Annotated in this window: 19 protein-coding genes; 8 read left to right on the top strand and 11 right to left on the bottom strand. The window is 59.6% G+C overall.

The features are described from left to right. Positions 1-73: 73 nt before the first annotated feature. The 4 genes from FP026_RS15845 to FP026_RS15860 are packed head-to-tail and all read left to right on the top strand — an operon-like array spanning position 74 to position 3,752. On the top strand, positions 74-1,078 hold the full coding sequence (locus tag FP026_RS15845; RefSeq protein WP_149635563.1) for an ABC transporter permease: 1,005 nt from the start codon (positions 74-76) through the stop codon (positions 1,076-1,078). Between the two features lie 3 nt (positions 1,079-1,081). Beyond that, positions 1,082-1,939: an ABC transporter permease gene (locus FP026_RS15850; RefSeq protein ID WP_149635564.1), complete on the top strand. Its 858-nt coding sequence runs from the start codon at positions 1,082-1,084 to the stop codon at positions 1,937-1,939. Between the two features lie 2 nt (positions 1,940-1,941). After that, entirely contained in the window at positions 1,942-2,931 is a 990-nt protein-coding gene (locus tag FP026_RS15855) for an ABC transporter ATP-binding protein (protein ID WP_149635565.1), read from the top strand. Next, complete coding sequence (locus tag FP026_RS15860) at positions 2,928-3,752, top strand: ABC transporter ATP-binding protein (RefSeq protein WP_149635566.1); 825 nt, start codon at positions 2,928-2,930, stop codon at positions 3,750-3,752. Before FP026_RS15855 ends, FP026_RS15860 begins: the two co-directional genes overlap by 4 nt. Positions 3,753-3,761: 9 nt before the next feature. On the opposite strand, the gene FP026_RS15865 is transcribed toward FP026_RS15860, so the two are convergent. Continuing rightward, the gene (locus FP026_RS15865) at positions 3,762-4,193 is read right to left on the bottom strand and encodes an Lrp/AsnC family transcriptional regulator (protein ID WP_149635567.1); all 432 of its coding nucleotides are present in this window, start codon (positions 4,191-4,193) and stop codon (positions 3,762-3,764) included. Between the two features lie 138 nt (positions 4,194-4,331). Here FP026_RS15865 and FP026_RS15870 point away from each other — a divergent pair, with 138 nt between their 5' ends. Continuing rightward, positions 4,332-5,435 carry a saccharopine dehydrogenase family protein gene (locus FP026_RS15870; RefSeq protein ID WP_149635568.1) on the top strand — a complete coding sequence of 368 codons (1,104 nt, stop codon included), beginning with the start codon at positions 4,332-4,334 and terminating at the stop codon, positions 5,433-5,435. A gap of 83 nt (positions 5,436-5,518) precedes the next feature. On the opposite strand, the gene ydiJ is transcribed toward FP026_RS15870, so the two are convergent. From ydiJ to hglS, 4 genes are all read right to left on the bottom strand, one after another. Continuing rightward, positions 5,519-8,554: a D-2-hydroxyglutarate dehydrogenase YdiJ gene (ydiJ, locus tag FP026_RS15875; RefSeq protein WP_149635569.1), complete on the bottom strand. Its 3,036-nt coding sequence runs from the start codon at positions 8,552-8,554 to the stop codon at positions 5,519-5,521. A 135-nt stretch (positions 8,555-8,689) separates the two neighbouring features. After that, positions 8,690-9,925 carry a pyridoxal phosphate-dependent aminotransferase gene (locus tag FP026_RS15880; RefSeq protein WP_149635570.1) on the bottom strand — a complete coding sequence of 412 codons (1,236 nt, stop codon included), beginning with the start codon at positions 9,923-9,925 and terminating at the stop codon, positions 8,690-8,692. Positions 9,926-9,930: 5 nt separating this feature from the next. Beyond that, the gene (gene amaB / locus FP026_RS15885; protein ID WP_149635571.1) at positions 9,931-11,463 is read right to left on the bottom strand and encodes an L-piperidine-6-carboxylate dehydrogenase; all 1,533 of its coding nucleotides are present in this window, start codon (positions 11,461-11,463) and stop codon (positions 9,931-9,933) included. 60 nt (positions 11,464-11,523) lie between these two features. Next, on the bottom strand, positions 11,524-12,918 hold the full coding sequence (gene hglS, locus FP026_RS15890; RefSeq protein ID WP_149635572.1) for a 2-oxoadipate dioxygenase/decarboxylase HglS: 1,395 nt from the start codon (positions 12,916-12,918) through the stop codon (positions 11,524-11,526). A 104-nt stretch (positions 12,919-13,022) separates the two neighbouring features. On the opposite strand from hglS, the gene FP026_RS15895 reads away from it, so the two are divergent. Next, positions 13,023-13,931 carry a LysR family transcriptional regulator gene (locus FP026_RS15895; RefSeq protein WP_149635573.1) on the top strand — a complete coding sequence of 303 codons (909 nt, stop codon included), beginning with the start codon at positions 13,023-13,025 and terminating at the stop codon, positions 13,929-13,931. A 22-nt stretch (positions 13,932-13,953) separates the two neighbouring features. Here FP026_RS15895 and FP026_RS15900 read toward each other — a convergent pair whose 3' ends face one another. Further along, positions 13,954-14,478, bottom strand: coding sequence for a 2'-5' RNA ligase family protein (locus FP026_RS15900; RefSeq protein ID WP_149635574.1), 525 nt, complete (start codon positions 14,476-14,478; stop codon positions 13,954-13,956). Positions 14,479-14,973: 495 nt separating this feature from the next. Between FP026_RS15900 and FP026_RS15905 the strand changes: the two genes are divergently transcribed. Then, positions 14,974-15,636 carry a hypothetical protein gene (locus FP026_RS15905; RefSeq protein ID WP_149635575.1) on the top strand — a complete coding sequence of 221 codons (663 nt, stop codon included), beginning with the start codon at positions 14,974-14,976 and terminating at the stop codon, positions 15,634-15,636. Positions 15,637-15,780: 144 nt separating this feature from the next. On the opposite strand, the gene FP026_RS15910 is transcribed toward FP026_RS15905, so the two are convergent. After that, the gene (locus FP026_RS15910; RefSeq protein ID WP_149635576.1) at positions 15,781-16,170 is read right to left on the bottom strand and encodes a limonene-1,2-epoxide hydrolase family protein; all 390 of its coding nucleotides are present in this window, start codon (positions 16,168-16,170) and stop codon (positions 15,781-15,783) included. A gap of 79 nt (positions 16,171-16,249) precedes the next feature. Further along, positions 16,250-16,990 carry an SDR family oxidoreductase gene (locus FP026_RS15915; RefSeq protein WP_149635577.1) on the bottom strand — a complete coding sequence of 247 codons (741 nt, stop codon included), beginning with the start codon at positions 16,988-16,990 and terminating at the stop codon, positions 16,250-16,252. 105 nt (positions 16,991-17,095) lie between these two features. On the opposite strand from FP026_RS15915, the gene FP026_RS15920 reads away from it, so the two are divergent. After that, positions 17,096-18,037: a LysR family transcriptional regulator gene (locus tag FP026_RS15920; protein ID WP_149635578.1), complete on the top strand. Its 942-nt coding sequence runs from the start codon at positions 17,096-17,098 to the stop codon at positions 18,035-18,037. A 258-nt stretch (positions 18,038-18,295) separates the two neighbouring features. On the opposite strand, the gene FP026_RS15925 is transcribed toward FP026_RS15920, so the two are convergent. The 3 genes from FP026_RS15925 to mntR all read right to left on the bottom strand — a co-directional run bounded on the left by FP026_RS15925 (position 18,296) and on the right by mntR (position 21,392). Then, positions 18,296-19,135, bottom strand: coding sequence for a mechanosensitive ion channel family protein (locus FP026_RS15925; RefSeq protein WP_149635579.1), 840 nt, complete (start codon positions 19,133-19,135; stop codon positions 18,296-18,298). Between the two features lie 121 nt (positions 19,136-19,256). Further along, the gene (locus FP026_RS15930) at positions 19,257-20,723 is read right to left on the bottom strand and encodes a diguanylate cyclase domain-containing protein (protein ID WP_432444124.1); all 1,467 of its coding nucleotides are present in this window, start codon (positions 20,721-20,723) and stop codon (positions 19,257-19,259) included. 219 nt (positions 20,724-20,942) lie between these two features. Then, complete coding sequence (mntR, locus tag FP026_RS15935; RefSeq protein WP_149635580.1) at positions 20,943-21,392, bottom strand: manganese-binding transcriptional regulator MntR; 450 nt, start codon at positions 21,390-21,392, stop codon at positions 20,943-20,945. Positions 21,393-21,500 lie beyond the last annotated feature (108 nt).

Here is a 21,500-nt window from a genome sequence, read left to right on the forward strand (position 1 = left end):
TCGCCGGGCGCGAAACGGGTCCGGCGATCTTTTCGATAAGAGATGAAGTGCGAGCAGTAAGGAAAACGACGGAATGACGTCTTATCCAGTTTTCGTATTGAAACGATTTGGTCAGTTTCTGCTCGTCGTCTTCCTCGGCATATCAGCGACTTTCTTCATCACGCATCTGACACCGATCGATCCGGTCGAGGAAAGCATCGGGGCCATTCAGCAGATGGGGCAATCGGATCCCCGCGCCGTCGAACTGATGCGCGAGTCCCTGCGGGAACTCTACGGTGTCGGAGGCTCGATCTGGCAGCAATATCTGCATTTCTGGGGACGCCTTGCGACAGGCGATCTCGGGCCGTCGCTCTCGGCATTTCCCACGCCGGTTTCCGCCATCATCGCAAGGGCGCTACCCTGGACGATCGGTTTGATGACGGTTTCCACGATCATCACATTCCTGATCGGCAATATGATCGGCGCGCTGGCTGGCTATTATCGCAAGAATACGGTGCTGAAGGCGGTTAGTCTCGTTTTCATCGCCATGCAGCCGATACCCTATTATATCCTGGCCTTCGTGCTGATCATCCTCTTCGGCTACATCTGGCCGATCCTGCCAATCAACGGCGGTTATGAGATGAACACCAATCTGCAGCTGTCGTTTGTGCTGGTGCTCGATATTCTGCGCCACTCCCTCCTGCCGGCGCTATCCCTAATCCTTGTCGGGACGGGCGGCTGGCTCATCGGCATGCGGGCGCTGGTTTCCAATATCATCACCGAGGACTATGTCGTCTTCGCCGAGCTCGGCGGCGTGCCGAAGCGTAGGATTTTGCGCTCCTACATCGCCCGCAATGCCATGGTGCCGCAGTTCACCGGCCTTGCCATGTCGCTCGGCGCCGTCTTCAACGGCACCGTCATCACCGAGATCGTCTTCGGTTATCCCGGTATCGGCAATCTTCTGATTTCGGCCGTCCATGCCGGCGATTACAGCCTTGTTCTGGGGCTCAGCGCTTTGTCGATTGTCGGGGTCGCCGCGGCCGTGTTCATCATCGACATATTGGGTCCGCTGATCGACCCGCGCATCAAGGTGGAGTAGGCCATGCTGACGATCGTTCGGGACCTTGCTCGCCAGAATATGGAATTCCTCTGCGGTCTGCTGCTGTTTGCCGTGATCGTCGGAATGGTGATCCTGTCCTATTTCTCGCCTTACGGCCCTTCCGATCTCTATCTGCTGCCGCCCGACATGTCGCCGGATGGACAATATTGGCTGGGCACGACATCGCGCGGCCAGGATGTCTTCTGGCAATTGGCCGTCGCGCTTCGCAACACGCTTTATTTCGGCATCGGCGTTGCCTTTCTGTCGCGCATCATCTCGCTGGTCGTAGGGCTGGTGGCCGGCTATGCCGGCGGCACCGTCGATCGCGTGCTGATGGCGATCAATGACAGCATCATGGTCGTTCCGCAGTTTCCGCTGCTGATCCTGTTCTATTTCGTGCTCAAGGACGAAATGACCTGGACGGTGCTGATCGTGGTCATGGCCTCACTCGGCTGGTCCTATGATGCCCGCTTGATCCGCTCGGTGGCGATCAGCCTCAAAACGCGGCCGTTTACCACGCAGAGCGTCTATTCCGGTATGAGCATGTCCAAGATCCTCGTTCAGGAGCATCTGCCCTATGTGCTGCCGATCGTCTTTGCCACGACGATGAACAACATGATTTGGTCGATCGGCATGGAGATCACGCTTTCGGTACTCGGTTTCACCGATATCGAAACGCCGACCATGGGCATGATGATCTATTGGGCCAATGCGCATTCGGCATTGATCGCCGGCACCTGGTGGTGGGTCGCGGCACCGGTGGCCGCTATCGTGGTGCTGTTCATGGCGCTCTTCCTGCTGTCGATGTCGATGAATGAATACAATGATCCGCGCAGTCGTTTGAACCGGATGGGAGGCTAGGCATGGAGGCTGTTGTCGAGGTCAACAACCTCAAAGCCTATTATCGGGCCTTCCTTTATGGCGTCGATCGCGAAGTGCGTGCAGTGGATGATATCAGCCTGTCGATCGGTCGCGGCGAGATCTACGGGGTTGCGGGTGAATCGAGCAGCGGCAAGACGACGCTGATCAAGACGATTGCCGGCGCAATCCGGCCGCCGCTTCGCGTCGTCTCCGGTGCGGTCAAATTTCACTTCAATGGCGGAACGCAGGATATCTATGCGATGACGCCAGAGCAGCGGGCATCGCTTCGCTGGCGTCATCTATCCTATATCATGCAGGGCTCGATGAACGTGCTCAATCCGGTGCGGCGCATCCGGCACTCATTCATCGACTTTGCCTTCCGTCATATGAAGGCCGATCGCGCCACCTTCTTCGACCGGGTTGGCGCCCACCTCCAGCGGCTGAAATTGGATGCCCATCTCCTCGATGCCTATCCGCATGAATTGTCCGGAGGCATGCGCCAGCGCATGACGATCGCGCTCGCGACCATTCTGACGCCTGAATTCATCATTGCCGACGAGCCGACGACGGCGCTCGATGTCATCGTCCAGCGCGATGTCCTGCAGATGATCCGCGAGATTCAGCGCGAAATGGGTTCGTCCTTCCTGTTTGTCACCCATGACATGGGCGTTCACGCCGCTGTCTCCGATCGTATCGGCATCGTCTATGCCGGCCGGCTGGTCGAGGAGGCGCCGACGCGCAAGCTTTTCCAGCTGCCCTTGCATCCCTATACGCAGCATCTGGTCGCAAGCCTGCCGCGGATCGGCGATGCCTCGACGCGCCCCTCGCTTGAGGGCCGGCCGCCCAATCTCGCCATGCCGCCGGAAGGATGCCGTTTTCATCCCCGCTGTCCGAAGCGCATGGACATCTGCAGCCGCGAAGTACCGCCGATGGTGGCGGTAGAGCCGGATCGGCGCGTTGCCTGCTTCGCGGTGACGGGAGGAGGGCGATGAGCGATCTTCTTTCACTTGCGCATGTCAGCAAGATCTACCGTCAGGGCGGCATGCTCAGCCGACGCCAGATCATAGCGGTGAACGATGTCAGCCTGAGCCTGGGAGAGGAACCTGAGATCCTCTCCATCGTCGGCGAGTCCGGCTCCGGCAAATCCACCATCGCCTCGATGATCCTCGGCCAGACGGCACCGACATCGGGTGATCTCACTTTTCGCGGCAAACCAGTCGCGATTCATGGAAGAGCCGAACGCCGCGCCTTCATGCGAGAGGTGCAGCCGATCCTTCAGAACCCATTCGAGGCGTTCAATCCGCTGAAGAGGGTCGATCGGTATCTCTTCGAAACGGCAAGAAACTTCGCGCCGACCGGCGTGAGGCCAAGCCGAGCCGATGTCGAGCGCATGGCCGACGAGGCGCTTACCCATATCGGCTTGACGCTTGCCGAGGTGAAGGGACGATTTCCGCATGAGCTGTCGGGCGGCCAATTGCAGCGAACGGCAATCGCCAGGGCGCTCATTCCGCAGCCGCGGTTGCTGGTGGCCGACGAGCCCGTCTCGATGGTCGACGCTTCGCTTCGAATGGCGATCGTCAATCTGTTCGGCCAGCTGAAAAAAGAACTCGGGCTCTCGATCATCTACATCACCCATGATCTGGCGACCGCCTACTACATCAGCGATCGCATCATCATTATGAAAAAGGGTGAGATCGTCGAGCAGGGCGGGGCGCGCACCGTCCTCGACAATCCGCAGCACCCCTATTCGCGGGCTTTGAAGGAGGCAGTGTTGTCTACCACGCCCGAGATGGAGCCGGCAGCGCTCGGCTGACCCTTATTTTTAGCGCGAGATCCGCGTCGAAAGGATGATGGACGACAAGGTGCGCTCGACGCCATCGATCGTGCCGATCTCGTCGATCAGCTGATCCAGCTCGGAGATCGATGGCGCCGCGACGATGGCGATCAGATCGAATGTGCCGCTGACGGAATGAAGCGTCGTAACCTCCGGGATTGCACCCAGTGACGCCGTCACCGCCGACAGCGCCTTCGGTGCGATTGTGATCAGCACATGTGCCCGAATGAGGCCTGACAGATAGGTCTCCGACAGCCGCACGCCATAGCCTGAAATCACGCCTTCTCGCTCCAGCCGTTCGAGCCTCGCCTGAACGGTGGTGCGCGACAGCGACAGCCTTTTGGCGAGCGTTGCCACCGGCATGCGGGCATTCTGGCCGAGCAAGGCGATCAATTCGCGGTCCTTATCGGTGACCTGCATGGCACTTCCTACATTCTGTAAAATTGCTTCGTCGTTTTGTATGGATTCATACAACGAAATGCATTTTTCGTCGCTATGAATCGTTCAGCGCCTGCCTACACTTATAAAAATCTTATCAATGAAACGCAGGGGAGTCATATGAAAGACATAGTGGTCATCGGCGCAGGCAAGATCGGTGGGGCGATCGCTCTGATGCTGGCCGAAACGGGCGATTACAAGGTCGTTGTCGCCGACCGCAGCCAGGAGCAGCTTGATAAAATCGACCGCCATCCTGCAATTTCCACCGCCGCCGTCGATATCGCCGACCGCGCCGGGCTCGTCGGCGTGCTGAAGGGCAAATTCGCAGTCTTGTCGGCGGCACCGTTCCATCTAACGGGTTTCGTCGCGGAAGCCGCACTCGAGGCCTGCGTTCATTATCTTGACCTCACCGAAGACGTCGCCACGACGAAAAAGGTGGAAGAGCTGGCCCAGGGAGCAAACACCGCCTTCATCCCGCAATGCGGCCTGGCACCGGGCTTCATCTCGATCGTCGCCAATGATCTTACCAAGCATTTCGACAGCCTCGACAGCGTGCGCATGCGCGTCGGCGCTCTTCCACAATATCCGTCCAATGCCCTGAACTACAATCTGACTTGGAGCACCGACGGCCTCATCAACGAATATATCGAGCCCTGCGAAGCCATCGTCGAAGGCAAGCTCGTGACCGTGCCGGCCATGGAAGAGCGCGAAGAATTCTCGCTCGACGGCGTCACCTATGAGGCCTTCAACACGTCAGGCGGTCTCGGCACGCTCGCCAAGACGCTGGCCGGCCGCGTGCGCACGATGAACTACCGCACCATCCGCTACCCCGGTCATCAGGCCATCATCAAGGCGCTGCTCAACGACCTGAACCTCAAGAACCGCCGCGACATACTGAAGGATCTGTTCGAAAACGCACTGCCCGCCACCATGCAGGATGTGGTCGTTGTCTTCGTCACCGTCTGCGGTTGGCGCGAGGGCCGCTATATGCAGGAAACCTATGCCAACAAGGTCTATGCGGGCATTGTTGCCGGCAAAAAGATGAGCGCCATCCAGATCACCACGGCAGCCGGCATCACCACCGTGCTGGATCTGCTGGCACAGGGCAAGCTGCCCGCCAAGGGCTTCGTCTGCCAGGAGGAAATCGATCTCGGCGATTTCCTCGCCAATCGCTTCGGGCAGGTTTACAGCCTGGAGAAGATCAGGATGAGAGAAGCCGTCTAAGCGGCTATTCTTCATATTGTTTTTATATGTGGCGCCTTCGGGCGCCACATGTGTTTTAGCCTTTGAAGATTGCTTTACAGAGACTAGTCACTCAGTCGATCGAGGATCTCGACCGGATGTGGAATGGTTTGGCGATCAATCTTAGCAACCTGGGAACGACAGGAAAAGCCGGTCGCCATGACAACGATTTGATCACCGTTTTCGGCAATCCTGTCCTGCCAGCTCATCGCGTAGAGCTTTTCCGAGATGGCGCGATTGCGAACCTCGTGGCCGAAGGTGCCTGCCATGCCGCAGCAGCCGGTATCGGGCATATCGAGCTTGATACCCAATCTTCCGAAGAGCACAGACCATTGCTTGAGGGCGGCCGGAGCGTTTGTTTTTTCCGTGCAATGGGCAAGCAGCGTGAAGCGCTCTTGCGGTAAAGCCCGTGGCGGCGGCAATCGGTCGAGATTGGCCGCGAGCCATTCCTGAAGCAGCAGCACCGGCGCCTGCAGCCGGGCGGAAGGCAGAGCGGCGTATTCGCTGCGATAGGTCAGTGTCATCGACGGATCGATGCCGACAAGCGGGATGCCCATTTGCGAGATGCGATCGAGATAATCACGCGATTTCGCCGCCGCTTTCTCAAAGCGGCCGAGATAGCCATGCACGTGCAGGGCTTTGCCGTTGTGCTGCGATATAGCGAGCCACGGTTTGAAGCCCATCTTCACGGCGAGCTTGAGTGCTGCGATGACGACGGCTGGATCGAAATAGGTTGAGAAGACATCGGCAACAATGACGACCGCTTGGGCGCGCTCCTCTAAGGAGAGTTTCTCCAGACGTTCCGGCGTGGCGATCCGCACGCCGAGCCGAACGCCTTCCCTTTCCAGCGATATCGCAGGCATGGCGGGAAGGGCGGTGAGACCGGCGAACCGCATCAAGGCCTTGCCGGCGGTCGACCCGGTGAGCAGATTGTAGCCGGGTTTGAAACGCGCCATCAGCGGCAGGGTCGTCTCGATGGCAGCCACGATCGGGTCCTTCAACGGCCTGACATAGCGGCCATAATAGAGCTCGAGGAATTTCGATCGGAAAGCCGGGACGCTGACCTTGACGGGGCATTGGCCGGCGCAGGCCTTGCAGGCGAGGCAGGTGTCCATCGCCGCCCGCACCTCATGGGAAAAGTCGCCGCGATTGGCCGGATTGAGCGAGTTGACCACTCGCCGCAAGAGATTGCCGAAACGGTTGGTGCGGCGTTGAGCGTCGGCCTCGCGTCGCGGGTCGACCTGTCGTTCCGCCAGCAGGCGCAGCCATTCGCGCATGAGCGCCGCGCGGCCCTTCGGCGAATAGCGCCGATCGCCCGTGGCCTTGAAGGAGGGGCACATCGGGCTCGTGGCTTCGAAATCGAAGCAGGCGCCATTGCCGTTGCAATAGGCTGCGTTATCGAATGCGGCGCGGATATCGTTGCCGATGATGCGATCGAAGTCACCGCGCAGTGATACTTCGTCGATCTTCAGCAGCGAGCGAGACGAGGCCGAGGCGATCTTGCCGGGATTGAGGCGATCGTTGGGGTCGAAGAGGCGCTTGATCTGCTGCAGGCTCGGATAGAGATCGCCGAAGTAGGCAGGCACATATTCCGAGCGAATGCCCTTGCCATGTTCGCCCCAGAGCACCCCGCCATATTTGCGGGTAAGGGCAACGACGCCGTCGCTGATCTTGCGGACGAGCGGCTGGTGGTCGGCCCGAGTAAGATCAAGCGCCGGACGGACATGCAGCACGCCGGCATCGACATGGCCAAACATGCCGTAATCTAGCCCTTCGGCATCGAGAAGGGCTCGGAATTCACGGATATAGGCAGCGAGATGCTCGGGCGGAACGGCGGTGTCCTCGACGAAGGGCACTGGACGCACCGGCCCGTCCACACTGCCGAGCAGGCCGACGGCGCGTTTGCGCATCGACCAGATTGCTTCGATCTCAGCCTTTTCGCGTGCGATTGTATAGCCCTTGTGGCGCGCTGAAGAGCGGTCATCAAGGGCGGCGGCGACATCCACCAGCTTGCGCTCCAGCTCATCGCGATCGTCGGCCAGCACCTCGACGATATTGATGCCGCTGGCCGAGCCGGAGGCATCCTCCGGAAAGAAGCGGGCGATGCCGGTCCAGACGATATCGGCCTTTGCGAGACTCAGCACTTTTTCGTCGACCGTCTCGACCGAAGCAACCTTCAGCGCCACCAGCCGTCGCGCATCCTCGAGCGCCGTGTTGAAATCATCGTAGCGGATGTTGATGAGCGCTGATTGCGCCGGGAGCGGCAGCACGTTGAGTTCGGCTTCGGCGATCATCACAAGCGTGCCTTCCGAGCCGCACAGCACCGCATTGAGATCGAAGCGGCCGTCCTCGCGCCGGATATGGGCGAGATCGTAGCCGGTCATGTAACGATTGAGCTTTGGGAATGTCGCCGCGATCAGCTCGCTTTTATCTGTGGCGATGCCATCGACGACCCTGTGAATCTCTCCGATCCGGTCGTCTCGCGCCTTGATCTCGTCCAGCTCGGTCTCAACGAGCGGGCGTGACCACCAATCGCTGCCATCCGAGAGTATGACACGAAGACCGAGAACGTGGTTGCTGGTCTTGCCGTAAAGACACGAGCCCTGACCGCAGGCATCGGTGGAGATCATGCCGCCGATGGTGGCGCGGTTGGAGGTGGAAAGCTCAGGCGCAAAGAACAACCCGTATGGTTTGAGCGCCTTGTTCAGCTGATCCTTGACGACACCGGCTTCGACGCGGGCAATCCTTCGCACCGGGTCGATCTCCAGGATTCGGTTCATATGCCTGGAGCAATCGACGATGATGCCTGAGGTCAGCGATTGACCGTTGGTCCCGGTTCCGCCGCCGCGCGGCGCGACGGCAAGGTCGGAAAAAGCCGGCTCGGATATGGCTCTGGCGATGATTTTCAGGTCGCCCGCGCCGTGCGGATAGAGAATGGCGGCGGGCTTGACCTGATAAATGGAATTGTCGGTCGACGCCACCGTCCGTGCCCCGTCATCCGTCTCGACATCACCCTGAAAGTCGAGTGCCGTCAGTCGGCGGGCAAATGCGCCGATCTGATGTTGCAAACTGTCTTTCGCCGAAACGAGGCGTGGTATCATGATGCGAAGGCTTCCGGCGTTTTACGTGATGACGAGGGCATTCCCGTTTTTAAACAGAATTACGGAAATGCTCTATCTCTTTGTTTTCACGTAATTCCGCGCGTACTGCCGTTCGGCACTTCTGCTGGAGCTGCTCTAGCGCCGGAGAGCCGCGCAGGCCCGTTCGATGCGATTGAGGGCTTCGACGAGATCCGCTTCCGACGTCGCATAGGAAATGCGGAAATAAGGCGACAATCCGAAGGCCGAGCCGGGCACGACGGCGACATGCGCGTCATCGAGCAGATAGGCGCAAAAATCCGCATCTGTTGCGATGGATTTTCCGGATGGCGTTGTCGTTCCCAACACGCCAGCGCAGCCCGAGAATGTGTAGAAGGCACCTTCCGGCACCAGGCAATCCAGACCCTCGATAGCGTTCAGCCGACCGACGACGAGATCGCGCCGATGCTGGAAGCTTGCCTTGCGACCCCCAAGAAAATCCTGCGGGCCATTCAGTGCGGCGACGGCCGCGGCTTGGCTGACGGAAGACGGGCAGGATGTCGCCTGGCTCTGGATGACCGCCATGGCCTTGATCAGCGCCTTTGGGCCGCCGGCATAGCCGATGCGCCAGCCGGTCATGGCATAGGCCTTGGAAACGCCGTTGACCGTCAGCGTCCGGCTTTTGAGGCTCTGTTCGATCGCAACGGGCGTGGTGAACTGAAAACCGTCATAGACGATGTGTTCATACATGTCATCAACCATCAGCCAGACATGCGGATGGCGCAACAGCACCTCGATCAGCGGCAGATAATCGGCCTTGGAATAGGCAGCACCCGATGGGTTAGACGGCGAGTTGAGGAGCAGCCAGCGCGTCTTCGCCGTGATCGCTTTTTCGAGCTGATCCGCCTTGAGGCGAAAACCAGCGTTGGCATCGCAGGGGATCAGAACGGGCACGCCGCCGCAGACCTCGACGATATCGGAATAGGAGGTCCAATAGGGCGTCGGGATGATGACCTCGTCGCCCGGATTGATCGATGCCATGAAGGCGTTGAACAGGATCTGCTTAGCACCCGTCGCTACGGTGATTTCGTCGAGTGCGTAGTCGATACCGTTCTCGCGCTTAAATTTTCCGGCGATCGCTTTCTTCAGCTCCGGCGTGCCGTCGAGCGCTGTATATTTCGTTTCGCCGCGATCGATGGCCGCCTTGGCCGCTTCCTTGACGTTGTCAGGCGTATCGAAATCGGGTTCGCCGGCGCCAAGAATGATGACAGGCAGGCCTTCCCGCTTCATCGCATTGGCGCGCGCGCCGATCTGAAGAATGGTGGAAACGCCGATAGAGGCGATGCGTGAAGCGGGCTTAAAGCCCGCCTCCTCGATTTTGGTGGCGACCGTCATGGAGCTTACTCGATGTCGAAGGAGACACCCTGCGCCAGCGGCAGGGCCTTGGAGTAGTTCACGGTGTTGGTCGCCCGGCGCATATAGGCCCTCCAGGCGTCGGAGCCGGATTCGCGGCCGCCGCCGGTTTCCTTCTCGCCGCCGAATGCGCCGCCGATTTCAGCGCCTGACGTGCCGATATTGACGTTGGCGATGCCGCAATCCGATCCGTCGGCGGCGAGGAAGCGCTCGGATTCCTGCATGTCGCGCGTGAAGATCGAAGACGAGAGGCCGGCGGCGACGGCATTGTGCTCGTCGATGACAACGTCGAAATCGTCATAGGGCATGACGTAGAGGATGGGCGCGAAGGTTTCTTCCATAACCGGGCCTGCCTGCTTCGGCATTTCCACCAGCGCCGGCTTCGCGTAATAGCCGTCTGCATGGCCGACATCGATCCGCTCGCCGCCGGTCACCGTGCCGCCATGAGCCTTCGCCTCAGCAATCGCCTTCTGCATGTTGTCGAACGCGGCCTTGTCGATCAGCGGGCCGACGAGAGCGGAGGAGTGCAGGGGATCGCCGACCGAGACGCTCTGATAGGCCTTCTTCAGCCGCGGAACGAACTGATCGTAGACGCTTCTGTGGACGAAGAGACGGCGCAGCGTCGTGCAGCGCTGGCCGGCCGTGCCCATGGCGCCGAAGGCGATGGCGCGCAGCGCCATGTCGAGATCGGCTGAGGGGCAGACGATGCCGGCGTTGTTGCCGCCGAGTTCGAGAATGGCGCGGGCGAAACGCTTGGCAAGCCGCGGTCCGACTTCACGGCCCATGCGGGTCGAGCCGGTTGCCGAAACGAGCGGCACCTTCGGATGGTCGACGAGGATTTCGCCGATAGCACGATCGCCGATCAGCACCTGCGACAAGCCTTCCGGCGCGTCCCCGAAGCGGGCAAGCGCACGATCGAGGATCGCCTGCGAGGCGAGCGCCGTCAGCGGCGTCTTTTCCGAGGGCTTCCAGACGACGGCGTCGCCGCAGATCAGCGCCAGCGCCGCGTTCCACGACCAGACCGCGACCGGGAAATTGAAGGCGGAGATAATGCCGACGACACCGAGCGGGTGCCAGGTTTCCATCATGCGGTGGCCCGGACGTTCGGTGGCGATCGTCAGGCCGTAAAGCTGGCGCGAGAGGCCGACGGCGAAATCGCAGATGTCGATCATTTCCTGCACTTCGCCGAGGCCTTCGGAACGGATCTTGCCGGCTTCGATCGAAACCAGGCGGCCGAGATCGTCCTTGGCGGCACGCAGCTCTTCGCCGAGCAGGCGCACCAGTTCGCCACGCTTCGGGGCCGGCACGAGGCGCCAGGCGCGGAATGCCGCATGGGCCTTCTCGATCTTGCCTGCCGCTTCGTCGGCAGAAACGGTTTTGAGGCTGCCGATCTTCTCGCCGGTGACCGGAGAGTGGGAGGGCATGTTGCCCTCGGTATAAAGCGCCTTGTCGACGCCGAGCTTTTCGAGAATGGCGGCAGCTTCGGCTGCGACGGAAGGGGTCTTTGCTGCGATGTTCATCTCATGAAACTCCACTTGTCTTTGATCCGGATAACGAGCAGCGCCTAGTGCCGCATCGCCTCACTCGGCGGCGTCTTGCTTGGAAAAGGCCCGCAGGCAGGCGTCGATCGATGCCTGTTCGATGCCGGCGTAATGGTCGAATTCGTTCAGCACCTTCATGCCGAGATCGGCTTCGAAGCGCTGCTGGTTCGGGCTGGCGACGAATTCCTGCTGCGCGCCGTCACCAAGATTGGACTGGAAGATGCCGGCGGCACTGACGGGAAGGAAATCCTCGTAGACGATCGGGTCGAACTGGACGAGGCCCTGATTGATCAAGGTTTCGATATCACCGTGCCTCGTTGCGGCGGCCTTGCCCTTGGCCGTCAGCGAATAGGTAAAGTAGCCGAGGCCTTCGGCGCGGATTGCCGCCCAGTCATCCGGGAATTCGGCGAAGCTCTCAGCAAGTGCGGCTTCATAGTCGCGTGCATTCGATCCGTCGGCTGCCGGGCGCACGATCTTGCGCGACTGATCCAGCAGCCTGTCATAGAGCGCGCGGCCCTTTGGTGTCAGCGCAATGCCGCGCTGCTCGATCTCGCCGAAACGGGCCGTGTGCGAGCCGGCTTCCCAGACGCCATCGGCGTTGCGGAAGAAAACTGACTCCTCGAGCGCCTTGAACGAAGTCTGGCGCAGCAGGATCGGGCAGTTGCGCGTCGGCGGGCCTTCGACGACCGCTTTCGGTGCGATGTCATAGTCCGGCATCAGCGCCTGCACCTGGTCGATATCCAGCGTGCGCGGCGTCAGATGATTGATGTGCGGTCCCTTGAACGACACGACATCGGCGATCAGCCGATGGGCGTCGTGAAGCCGATGATACATGCCGGCATCGACATTGGCCTCGTCATGCCAGCGGAAGGTTTCCAGCACCTCGTCGACGAACCTGCTGGCGTCGGCCATGGTCAGCCCGCCATCCCGTTCGGCCTTCTCGGTGAGTGCTACGGCACCGTTCGTGAAGATCCGGCGCCGTGCGAGAATATCAGCGGCCGCCTTGCGAAGATCTTCATCGGCAATCAGATCGAGCCGCAGCAGGGAGGTGAAGACGCGGAAGGGATTGCGCTTCAGCTCTGCATCGCCGATGGGGCGAAATGCGGTCGAATGAACCGGCACGCCAGCGGTCGAAAGATCATAATAGCCGACTGGGTACATGCCCATGACGGCTAAGACGCGTGCCATCATTGCCAGCTCCGCTGCGGTGCCAAGCCGGATCGCGCCATGCCGCTCCTCGGAGATGCGATCGAGATAATCGGTCGCCTCCAGCCGTTCCTTCAGTTTGGGGTTTGCCGCCAGCGTTTCGTCGTTGACGCGGGCGACTAGTTTCATGAGCGTGCCGTAGGCGGGAACTTCTTCGCGATACATCGCCGACATGGCGACGGAAAAAGCGCTGCGAATATCGCTGGTCGAGACGTGATCAAGCTTCATGTGCGATCTATTCCTGAAAGACTATGTCATTCCTATTTGGCAGAATATCTCTTGTTCGGCATCCGCTGTTGTGAGAGAGAATTCTAACTTGATGCGAAAATGGAATGACTATGCGCCGACGCCTCATCCCTGACATCGTCAATCTGCAGGCATTCGAATGCGCGGCGCGGCATCAGAATTTTTCGCGTGCCGCCGAAGAACTCAATCTCACGCAAAGCGCCATCAGCCGGCAGATCAGCGACCTGGAGCGGCAGACGGGCCTGAAGCTGTTCGAGCGCGTCCGTCAGCGCGTCGTACTCTCCGAGGCCGGGCTTCGGCTGCTGCCGGAGGTCAAGGATCTGCTCCTGCGCTCGGAGCGGCTGATGATCGGCGCCGTTGCCGCCGGCCAGATGAAACTATCGCTGAAGGTCGCGACCTTGCCGACCTTCGGAACGCGCTGGCTGGTGCCCCGCCTCGGCCGGTTTCTCGACAAACATCGCGATGTCGCCGTCACCGTGGAATCGCGCTCCAAGCCGTTCAGCTTCGACGAGGATAATTTCGACCTCGCCATTCACTATGGCCTGCCGGCCTGGGCCGGCGCGGTTGCCACCTTTCTTTGCAACGAGACCGTGCTGCCCGTTGCCAGCCGGGAGCTTGCCGGACGGCTGGGTCTTGTCTCGCCAGAGGAACTATCGGGAGCTCCGCTGCTGCATCTGACGACGCGTCCGAAGCTCTGGGCTCAATGGTTCGATCTGCAGGAGCTGCCGACCGAGAACGCCTATCCCGGCGCGCGCTTCGACCAGTTTTCCATGATTATCGCCGCGGCCATTGCTGGGCTCGGCGTAGCGCTTCTGCCGACCTATCTCATCGAGGAAGAGCTGAGGGCTGGCACGCTTCTGCCACTGTTCGATCTGCCGATGCCGACCGAGAACAGTTATTACGTCGTCATGCCGGAAAAGAAGCAGACGAACGAAACTGCGACATTGTTCCAGGACTGGCTGTTGAGCGAGGTCACACCTCAAGCGCAGGTTTGATGCGGATTTGGAAAACGGATGCTTAGTTGGCTGCCGCAGAGGGTTTGAACGGCACTGTGGTTTCATGCCGCCACGGGCCGCCCAGATAGCTGGAGAGATCAACTCCGGTGATCCTGATCGGGCGCTGTTCAAACTCCTCTCGCAGTTGAAAGAAAAGCGCATCCGCCCTCGCTCTCGGCACCTTGTTCTGGATGGTAATGTGCGGTCGCCACCTCTGCAGGTCCTGAGGCCCAGGCCACGATCCGAACAGCCTCATCATTTCAGCGCGCAGATCGAGCAGGCCGGGACTGTCGATTGCAAATGCGACGCCGGCGCCGAGGTGGCGTACCCCGCTCACAATGGCCGCAGGCGCCCTCCGATCCTCGATGAGCTTTGCGACCAGTTCCTGCACGCGTGCGAGATGCTGCCCCGGAAGATGGTGGAAGATCGTCATATGGGCCTCAAGAAAGTTCCCTTCTGAAGGAAAGTTCTCCTGGCGAAGGCGATTGAAGGGAGCGAGATCTTCAGGGTGAATGTGTGCTGTGACGATGATGGGCGGAATGCGCAACGATGTTTCCTTTCGAGAGGAAAGCTATCCGATATCCATCACCTTGTCAGTAAAGGGTACGGCCAGGGAGGTTGCCGTCTCGTCAGCGCTCGATCGCGGCCGGCATCCGATCGCGGGAATGTGATCATCCGTCATTGGAGGCATGGCTGGCCGACGAAGGCAGTTTTTTCAGGCCGTTGCGGGGATGTCGCTTTCATGCCGTCAAGTCGCGGGTGCGACATGTGTGCAACGCAGCAAAAAACATCGGCCGGAGGGGTTTACAAGCGCGGCCTCGGATGGGAGTCTTTTGCACGAAGGGAGCTGCTTGATTTGGAGCGGCGTCATTCCCTTCGAGCGGATGCCGTCATCTTGTGGCTCCGATGCGCTGCGATTTGCTGGCGCTTAAGCGAACAAAATCAATCCGAAGCCGGAATGCGGCCTTGTTCCGTGTCTGGCTGTTGTCTCAGTGCGCCCTGGACATTGTCGCGTCCGGGCAAGGAAAATTCGGGCTTTAGCATGGGCTTCAAGTCAAAACGCGTCCTGCGTGGCGTTCTTGGTCTTTTCGCGAGTGTCAGCCTGCCGCAGGTGTCCAAAGCCAGCGATCTGATGATCTGGTCGCCAGTCAAGGTCGCGCCGCGAATATATAAGACGACGCTTGGTTTTCGGCTGCCGATGGCTTGGGACGTCAGCGCGGGCATGGATCTCGGCTTGGGTAGCACCACGAGCGGCGCGATCCTGCGCAGCAGCAGCCTGGCGACGCTATGGGGCACGGCGATCGACGATCACAGGCGATTTTCAACCGTATGGCGTCGCGAAGTCGCCTTGAGGGTCGATACTCTGAACAGCACGGGAACCCTTTGCCTCGAACGCTCGCGGAGCTGGACGATATCCGAAAACCTGGATATGAGCACATCCCGCTCCCTGAACCTGAATTACGCAGGATCGCGAAACGCTGCGAATTCCATCACGGCGACGCAGGCCGTCACCGTCGCTATTCCATGGACGGGAACCTCGTTTTCCGCAGTCGGCAATCTGAGGGATGTGGGCAGCAGCTTTTCCAGCACGGTCTCGTTTCATCAGCCATTGGCGCCGAACCTCAAGTTTTCGGCATCCTTCGCCGATCTGGAGACTTTGACGCCGGCCGGCAATCTGCGCGTCGATTACCGGGTCAAATGGTAGGGCGAACCGGTAAAGCCTCCGCTTAGCGAACGACTATGCGAGCGTTTGCGAAACAAATGCAGTAACTGATGACCGCTTTTGCGCAATGCGGGCATTGCAAAATGGCCGCTCTGAGGCCCCAAGCAGCCAATACATTCCATTGAGTTATTTCCCGATTAGAGCCAACTGCCGATTGAAATCAGAGGGATCGAAATAGTCGCGCCATACGGTGATCGCTCCCTCCACGACCGTAAGCGTCCCCATGACCGGAAGTATGATTTTTCCACCGCCCCCATGCAGAAAGACGTCAAGCCGTTCGTTGAGGACGACGTTTCCGGCCGCTGCGATCTGTGTCACCGTCCAATCAACCGTAAATGTCGTTCCAATTCCGAAATCCCGGTGAAACTTTCGGACGTTCTCTCGCCCGACAATATTCGGGAACGGTACATTGTCATACAGCACGACTTCGAAAAGCATGGCGATCGCCTCGTCGATGTGGCCGGTGTTCCAGTGGCCGAAAAAGGTCAGGGCTGTCTTCGTTGGGTCAGTCGACATTCAGCGAATTCCTTCTTGAGGGTTCGAAAACCCGAGCGACAAATTTCAGAGAGTTCTGGCTCGCAATGCTGAAAAGCCTTCAGACCAGCCGCGATCCCCCGTCTAGGTTGAGCGTCGCGCCGTTCATCCAGCCATTCGCCATCAAGAACACGACTGCCGCCCCGGCCTCCTCAGCGCTCCCGAGACGATGTAATGGCAATGTTGCCTTAAGGCCCTCGACAAAGGCGTCGCGACCGTCGCCAAGCGCCTTGCCGAGCAGTGGAGTATCGATCGGACCCGGCGAAAGGGTGTTCACACGGCGCGGCGCGAGTTCCAACGCAAGGCCGCGTGCCAATGCTTCCATCGCCGCCGAAGCGGCAGCGAGAACGGCGGTCCCATAGGCATTCGGCCGATCGCCCAGTGCTCCGGAGATGAATGTCACCGAACCGTCGGCGGCGAGGCGGTCTCCAAGTGCCCGAAGAGTATATATCGCCGCCCAGATGCGCTCTTCGAACGCGCGGCGGAGATGGTCGACGTCGACTTCCAGCACCTTGCCGACGACGAAGCTTCCGGCCAGCAAGACGAGGTGATCGATATGCTCGATATCAGCGAGCGCGGATTCGATGGCGGCGCGCTTGGTCACATCGGCCGCCCTCCAGCCACTGAGGCCATGTTGTTGTGCGGCTTCTTTTGCCCGTTCGGCGTCAAATCCGACCACGATGACTTTTGCGCCGAAAGACTTGGCTTGAGTGGCTGCGGCCAGGCCGATCCCCGAGGTGCCGCCGACGATGAGTATGGTCTTGCCTGAAAGGGTATCCGAGATATTTGATCGAGTGCCCATCGCTCTAGCTCCGTTTTGGAGGCGCTCGATTGCGCCGATGGCCAGAAAGTAATTCCAATTGCCTCGATTGATAATTGGGCCGATATTCGCTTTACTCATGCCATCATGGCACAAATCGGTATAGAACGTCTCACGGGCCTGATTGCATTCGCGCGGGCCGCATCCCTTGGAAGCTACACGGCGGCAGCCCGCGCGCTCGCGGTGTCACCGTCGGCTGTCAGCAAAAGCGTCCAGCGGCTCGAGCAGCAGCTCGGCATTGTCCTATTCCTCCGTACCACGCGCTCTCTGACGCTTACACCGGAGGGCCGCGATCTGCACGATCGCGCGTTGCGTCTCTTGCGGGAAGCCGAGGATATCGAGCAGGCCGCAATGGCTGCCCGCGCCGACCCGTCCGGCATTCTCCGGATATCCGCACCACTTCCGGTCGGCGTCCATATACTCGGCCCGGCGCTCCCTCGCTTGCGCGCACGCCATCCGAAACTCGCAATCGATCTGCGCCTGGGAGATCAGTTCGTGGACATGATCGAAGAGGGTATAGACGTCGCCATTCGGGTTGGAGCACTGGTCGACTCCCGTTTGAAGTCCCGACGGCTTGCGCCGCATCGCCTTTGCGCCTTTGCTTCGCCCGAGTATCTGAGACGACGAGGTACGCCTCGACATCCTGACGAACTAGCGGGGCATGACTGCGTCAATTTTCGCTTCCAGAGCTCGGGCCAAACACTTCGCTGGCCCTTTGCATCAGGAAAACAAGTCTTCGAGGCCACGCCAGAGATTGGGATCACGGTGGACACAAGCGATGGTGTCGCCGCTGTCCTCGTCGCCGGCGGCGGCGTCGGCATCTCTGCAACCTACATCGCCGCGCCATATGTGAAACGCGGCGAACTCGTGCCTATCCTCGCCGCCTTCGCCGTCGACCGCTCCAGCATGATCGCGCTCTGGCCAGAGAGCCGCCGCGCCAATCCGAATGTCAAAGCATTCCTGACATTTCTCGATGAGGTTTTCCCGGCGCGCCCACCTTGGGACGAAGTGGTGTTTGCCGGACAGTAGTGTTGCGCGGTCTGGGCGCTATCAGGTCGACAATGTGCGGTGACCGCTTTTGGCGCGAAGCAGCCGTGTCAATGACGGCAATCTTCGAAACGCCTAAAGCATTTTGGTCAAGGTGTGGCCGGGATACCGCTTAAGGAACAAACGCCACTCATGGAAGTTTAAGGCAGGCAAGAGACCGATCTTGCTCGAGGTGCTATAGCCTCGCGAAGCCTGCCGCTGGTTCAGCTCCCTGCCGGCGGCAGGCTCAGCATGAAAAGGTCAATTGACCGGCCCCGCAGATTCGGTGGGTGGTTTGACCGTGATGTCGGGGCCGGCGAGCCGGGCCTTCAGCCTTGATACGACATCATGCCGAACATCGGTCCATGACGCAGTAATCGTCCAATATTCGATGTTCAAGACGGTCTGATCAACGGCCAGATCGTCGAGATAGACCTTCGGCGCGGGGGCGTTCCTGATGCGCTGATCCGCCTTCAAGACGTCGAGAATGGTCTTGCGAGCAATGCCGATGTCGACATTTTCACCCATGGCAACGGACAATTCCTGACGGCGATCCGGTTCGCGGCTGTAGTTGATGATCGGGGTATTCCAGAGCGTGGAGTTCGGCGCCATCAGATAGAGGCCGTCCGCCGTCTTCATTTCCGTCGCAAAGAGCCCGATATCCCTGATGTAGCCTTTGACGTTGGCCGTCTCGATATATTCACCGACCCGGAATGGCCGCAGGATCAGCAGCATGATGCCGGCTGCGATATTTTGCAGCGTGCCTTGCAGCGCCAGGCCGATCGCCAGGCCGGCAGCGCCGAGAGCGGCGATGATGGAGGCGGTCTGAACGCCGAATTGTCCCAGAACGGTGATGAAGACCAGTATCAACAGGCTGTAGTGCAGGACATTCTGGAAGAAACTCGCCAGGGTCTCGTCGATGCCGCGAATGCGGGAAATGACGCGATAGGCCGAGCGGCTGATAATGCCGGCGAGAATCCAGCCGCCGATCAGAAGAATGATGGCGCCGAGGATCGAAAAGCCATAGTGGACGGCGAGTGCCGCGGCCTGATCGAGCGCGGTCCGGGTAGCGACGACGACATTGGTCGTTTGATCTTCCATTTCAGAGCTCCCTCTTTTCCCGAAGGCCAAATGAGACGTCGCGGATTTTGTTCCCGATCATCGGGCGCGTGAAAATCAGCTATTTCAACTGATTGCGGCATCAGCTTCCAGGTCCGGCGCGTCAAGCGCCGTGCTTTGCCTGATGTGCGCCCGTGGCGGCAGCGGCGTAGTGAGCCTTCTTCTGCTCATACATGCCGAGATCCGCGCGCTTGATCATGGATTCCATCGACTCGCCGGGCTGGCTCGTTGCAACGCCGATGGAGATGCTGAGCGGCGCGCTGGAATAGAACTGATTGTTGATCTTCAGCAGTTCGTTGATGGTCTCGACCATCGCGGCAGCCGTGACGTCATCCGCGCCGGGCATGAGAATGGCAAATTCGTCGCCGCCGATGCGGGCGGCGTGGTTCGGCAGGGATACGACGCTGTTCAGCACCTCGCCCATCCGGCGCAGCAATGCGTCGCCGGCATCGTGCCCGCTCTCGTCGTTGGCCTCCTTGAGGCCATTGAGATCGATGATGATGGCCGAAACCGGCCGTAGCGATTTGCGCTCCAGCCTGTTGAGTTCCTCCATATAGAAGGCGCGGTTGAAGAGCCTGGTCAGCACATCATGCTTGCCGAGATATTCGAGATAGGCTTCCGCCTTTTTGCGCGCGGTAATGTCGGTGAGAGCCACCTGCACCAGCGACCAGTCGTCCTCATAACCGGGAAAGACGGAGAACTGCAGGAGAACGTGGCGCTCCGATCCGTCGAGAGCATAGTTCAGCACCTCACGCTGATGGAAAAGGCGACCGTTCCACAGCTCAACTAATTGGCCGCGAAAGTGCTTTTCCATGTCATCGCGGAATACTTCGCCGATCCGGTGGTGCAGGGTCTGACGATCGGCAGCGCAGAAGAGGTCAAGCGTCGCCTGATTGACATCGAGCACGCTGATCTCGCTCATGCATTGCTGTACGAATTCCGGATGCACGTCGAGAAATACCTGAAAGTCGACGATGCCGCGATCGCGGATTTCGTCGAGCAAGATCTTGATACGGCTGAAATCCTCGACCCAAAGAGACACCGGCGAGTGCTCGAACAGGCCTTCCGCATAGCGGCGCTGCCGCTCCTCAAGGCGCCTTGCTTCCTCGCGTGCCGTCACGTCCTCCGTGGTCAGCAGCAATCTGTTCCAGGATGACTCATGCCCCGGCAGGATGACGCCGCGAAGCTGGATATCGAGCCTTCTGCCACCAAGCGAATAATTGACCGCCGTACCGGAAAATTCGGTCCTGCCTTCCCAGAGGGCGACCAGCTCGTTCACATGGCTTTGCAGCATTTCGTCCCGAAACACCCTGGAAACCCCGCCGGCCAGCACCTCGAAGGATGGCGCTTCGAAGAGTTCCAGTGTCTTTGCATTGACGGCAAGGAGCTTGATCCTTTGCGAGCAGGCTGCGACGCGCTGTACGTCGGCATGCAAATATGAGCGCAGATCCGTGACACCTTCCGCGCGCCAGAGTTCGAACTGCTCCTTGACGCCGCTGAAATCCTCCAGCCACATGGCGACGGGGGCAAGGTCGAAAATGGTGCTGCTGAGATCCTGGGCGTTCATCATGATTCCCTGCGCCGGTAATAAATCAGTATGCCAAATAGAAAGGCCGGCGGTTCGCCAAGTTCTGCTTAGCGAGCATTTGTAAAGCTTGCGTTGACATCGGATATTGGGTCAAGCCGGACGATCAATCGCGGCTTATTTTCAATTCATTCTTGCTAAAACTGTGCCCAAAAAGGCTCTCCGGTGCCATGAGCCGCCGAATCTGCGTGATATTTGCAACCGCTAGGTCTTCAAAAAGCGTTCAAACGCTTCGAGGGTCTTTTCGCTGACATGATGCTCGATACCCTCGGCATCATTTCGCGCGGTATCGGGATCGACGCCGAGACGGCAGAGGACGGCTTCCACAACCACGTGCCTTCGCCGCGTCGCAACCGCCAGGCGCTGACCTTCCTCGGTCAGGAAGACGCCACGATAGGGGCGCTGCGTGATCAGGTTTTCCTCGGCCAGACGCTTGAGCATCTTTGCGACCGTCGGCTGCGTTACCCCCAGTCTCAATGCAATATCGGTCTGGCGTGCCTCGCCGGCATGCTCTATCAGGTCGGCGATGAGCTCGACGTAATCTTCCATCAATTCCGTGCGTCGATCGTCGCGGCTTTTCTGAAAGGCCTCGGCATGCGTCTCCACTTCGGTGGAAGAAAGACGGCTTTCCGGGGCTACAGGCGGTTTCGTCAAGATGGCTCACCTTCGCAAGGCTAAGAAAGTGGTGAAGATATTTAGCCTTGCCTATAAATAAATCGCAAGCGCAATAAAACCCTCACGGCGGTATAATCACCGACAAAA

The organism is Martinezella tropici (assembly GCF_008370325.1).
Taxonomy (GTDB): Bacteria; Pseudomonadota; Alphaproteobacteria; order Rhizobiales; family Rhizobiaceae; genus Rhizobium; species Rhizobium tropici_B.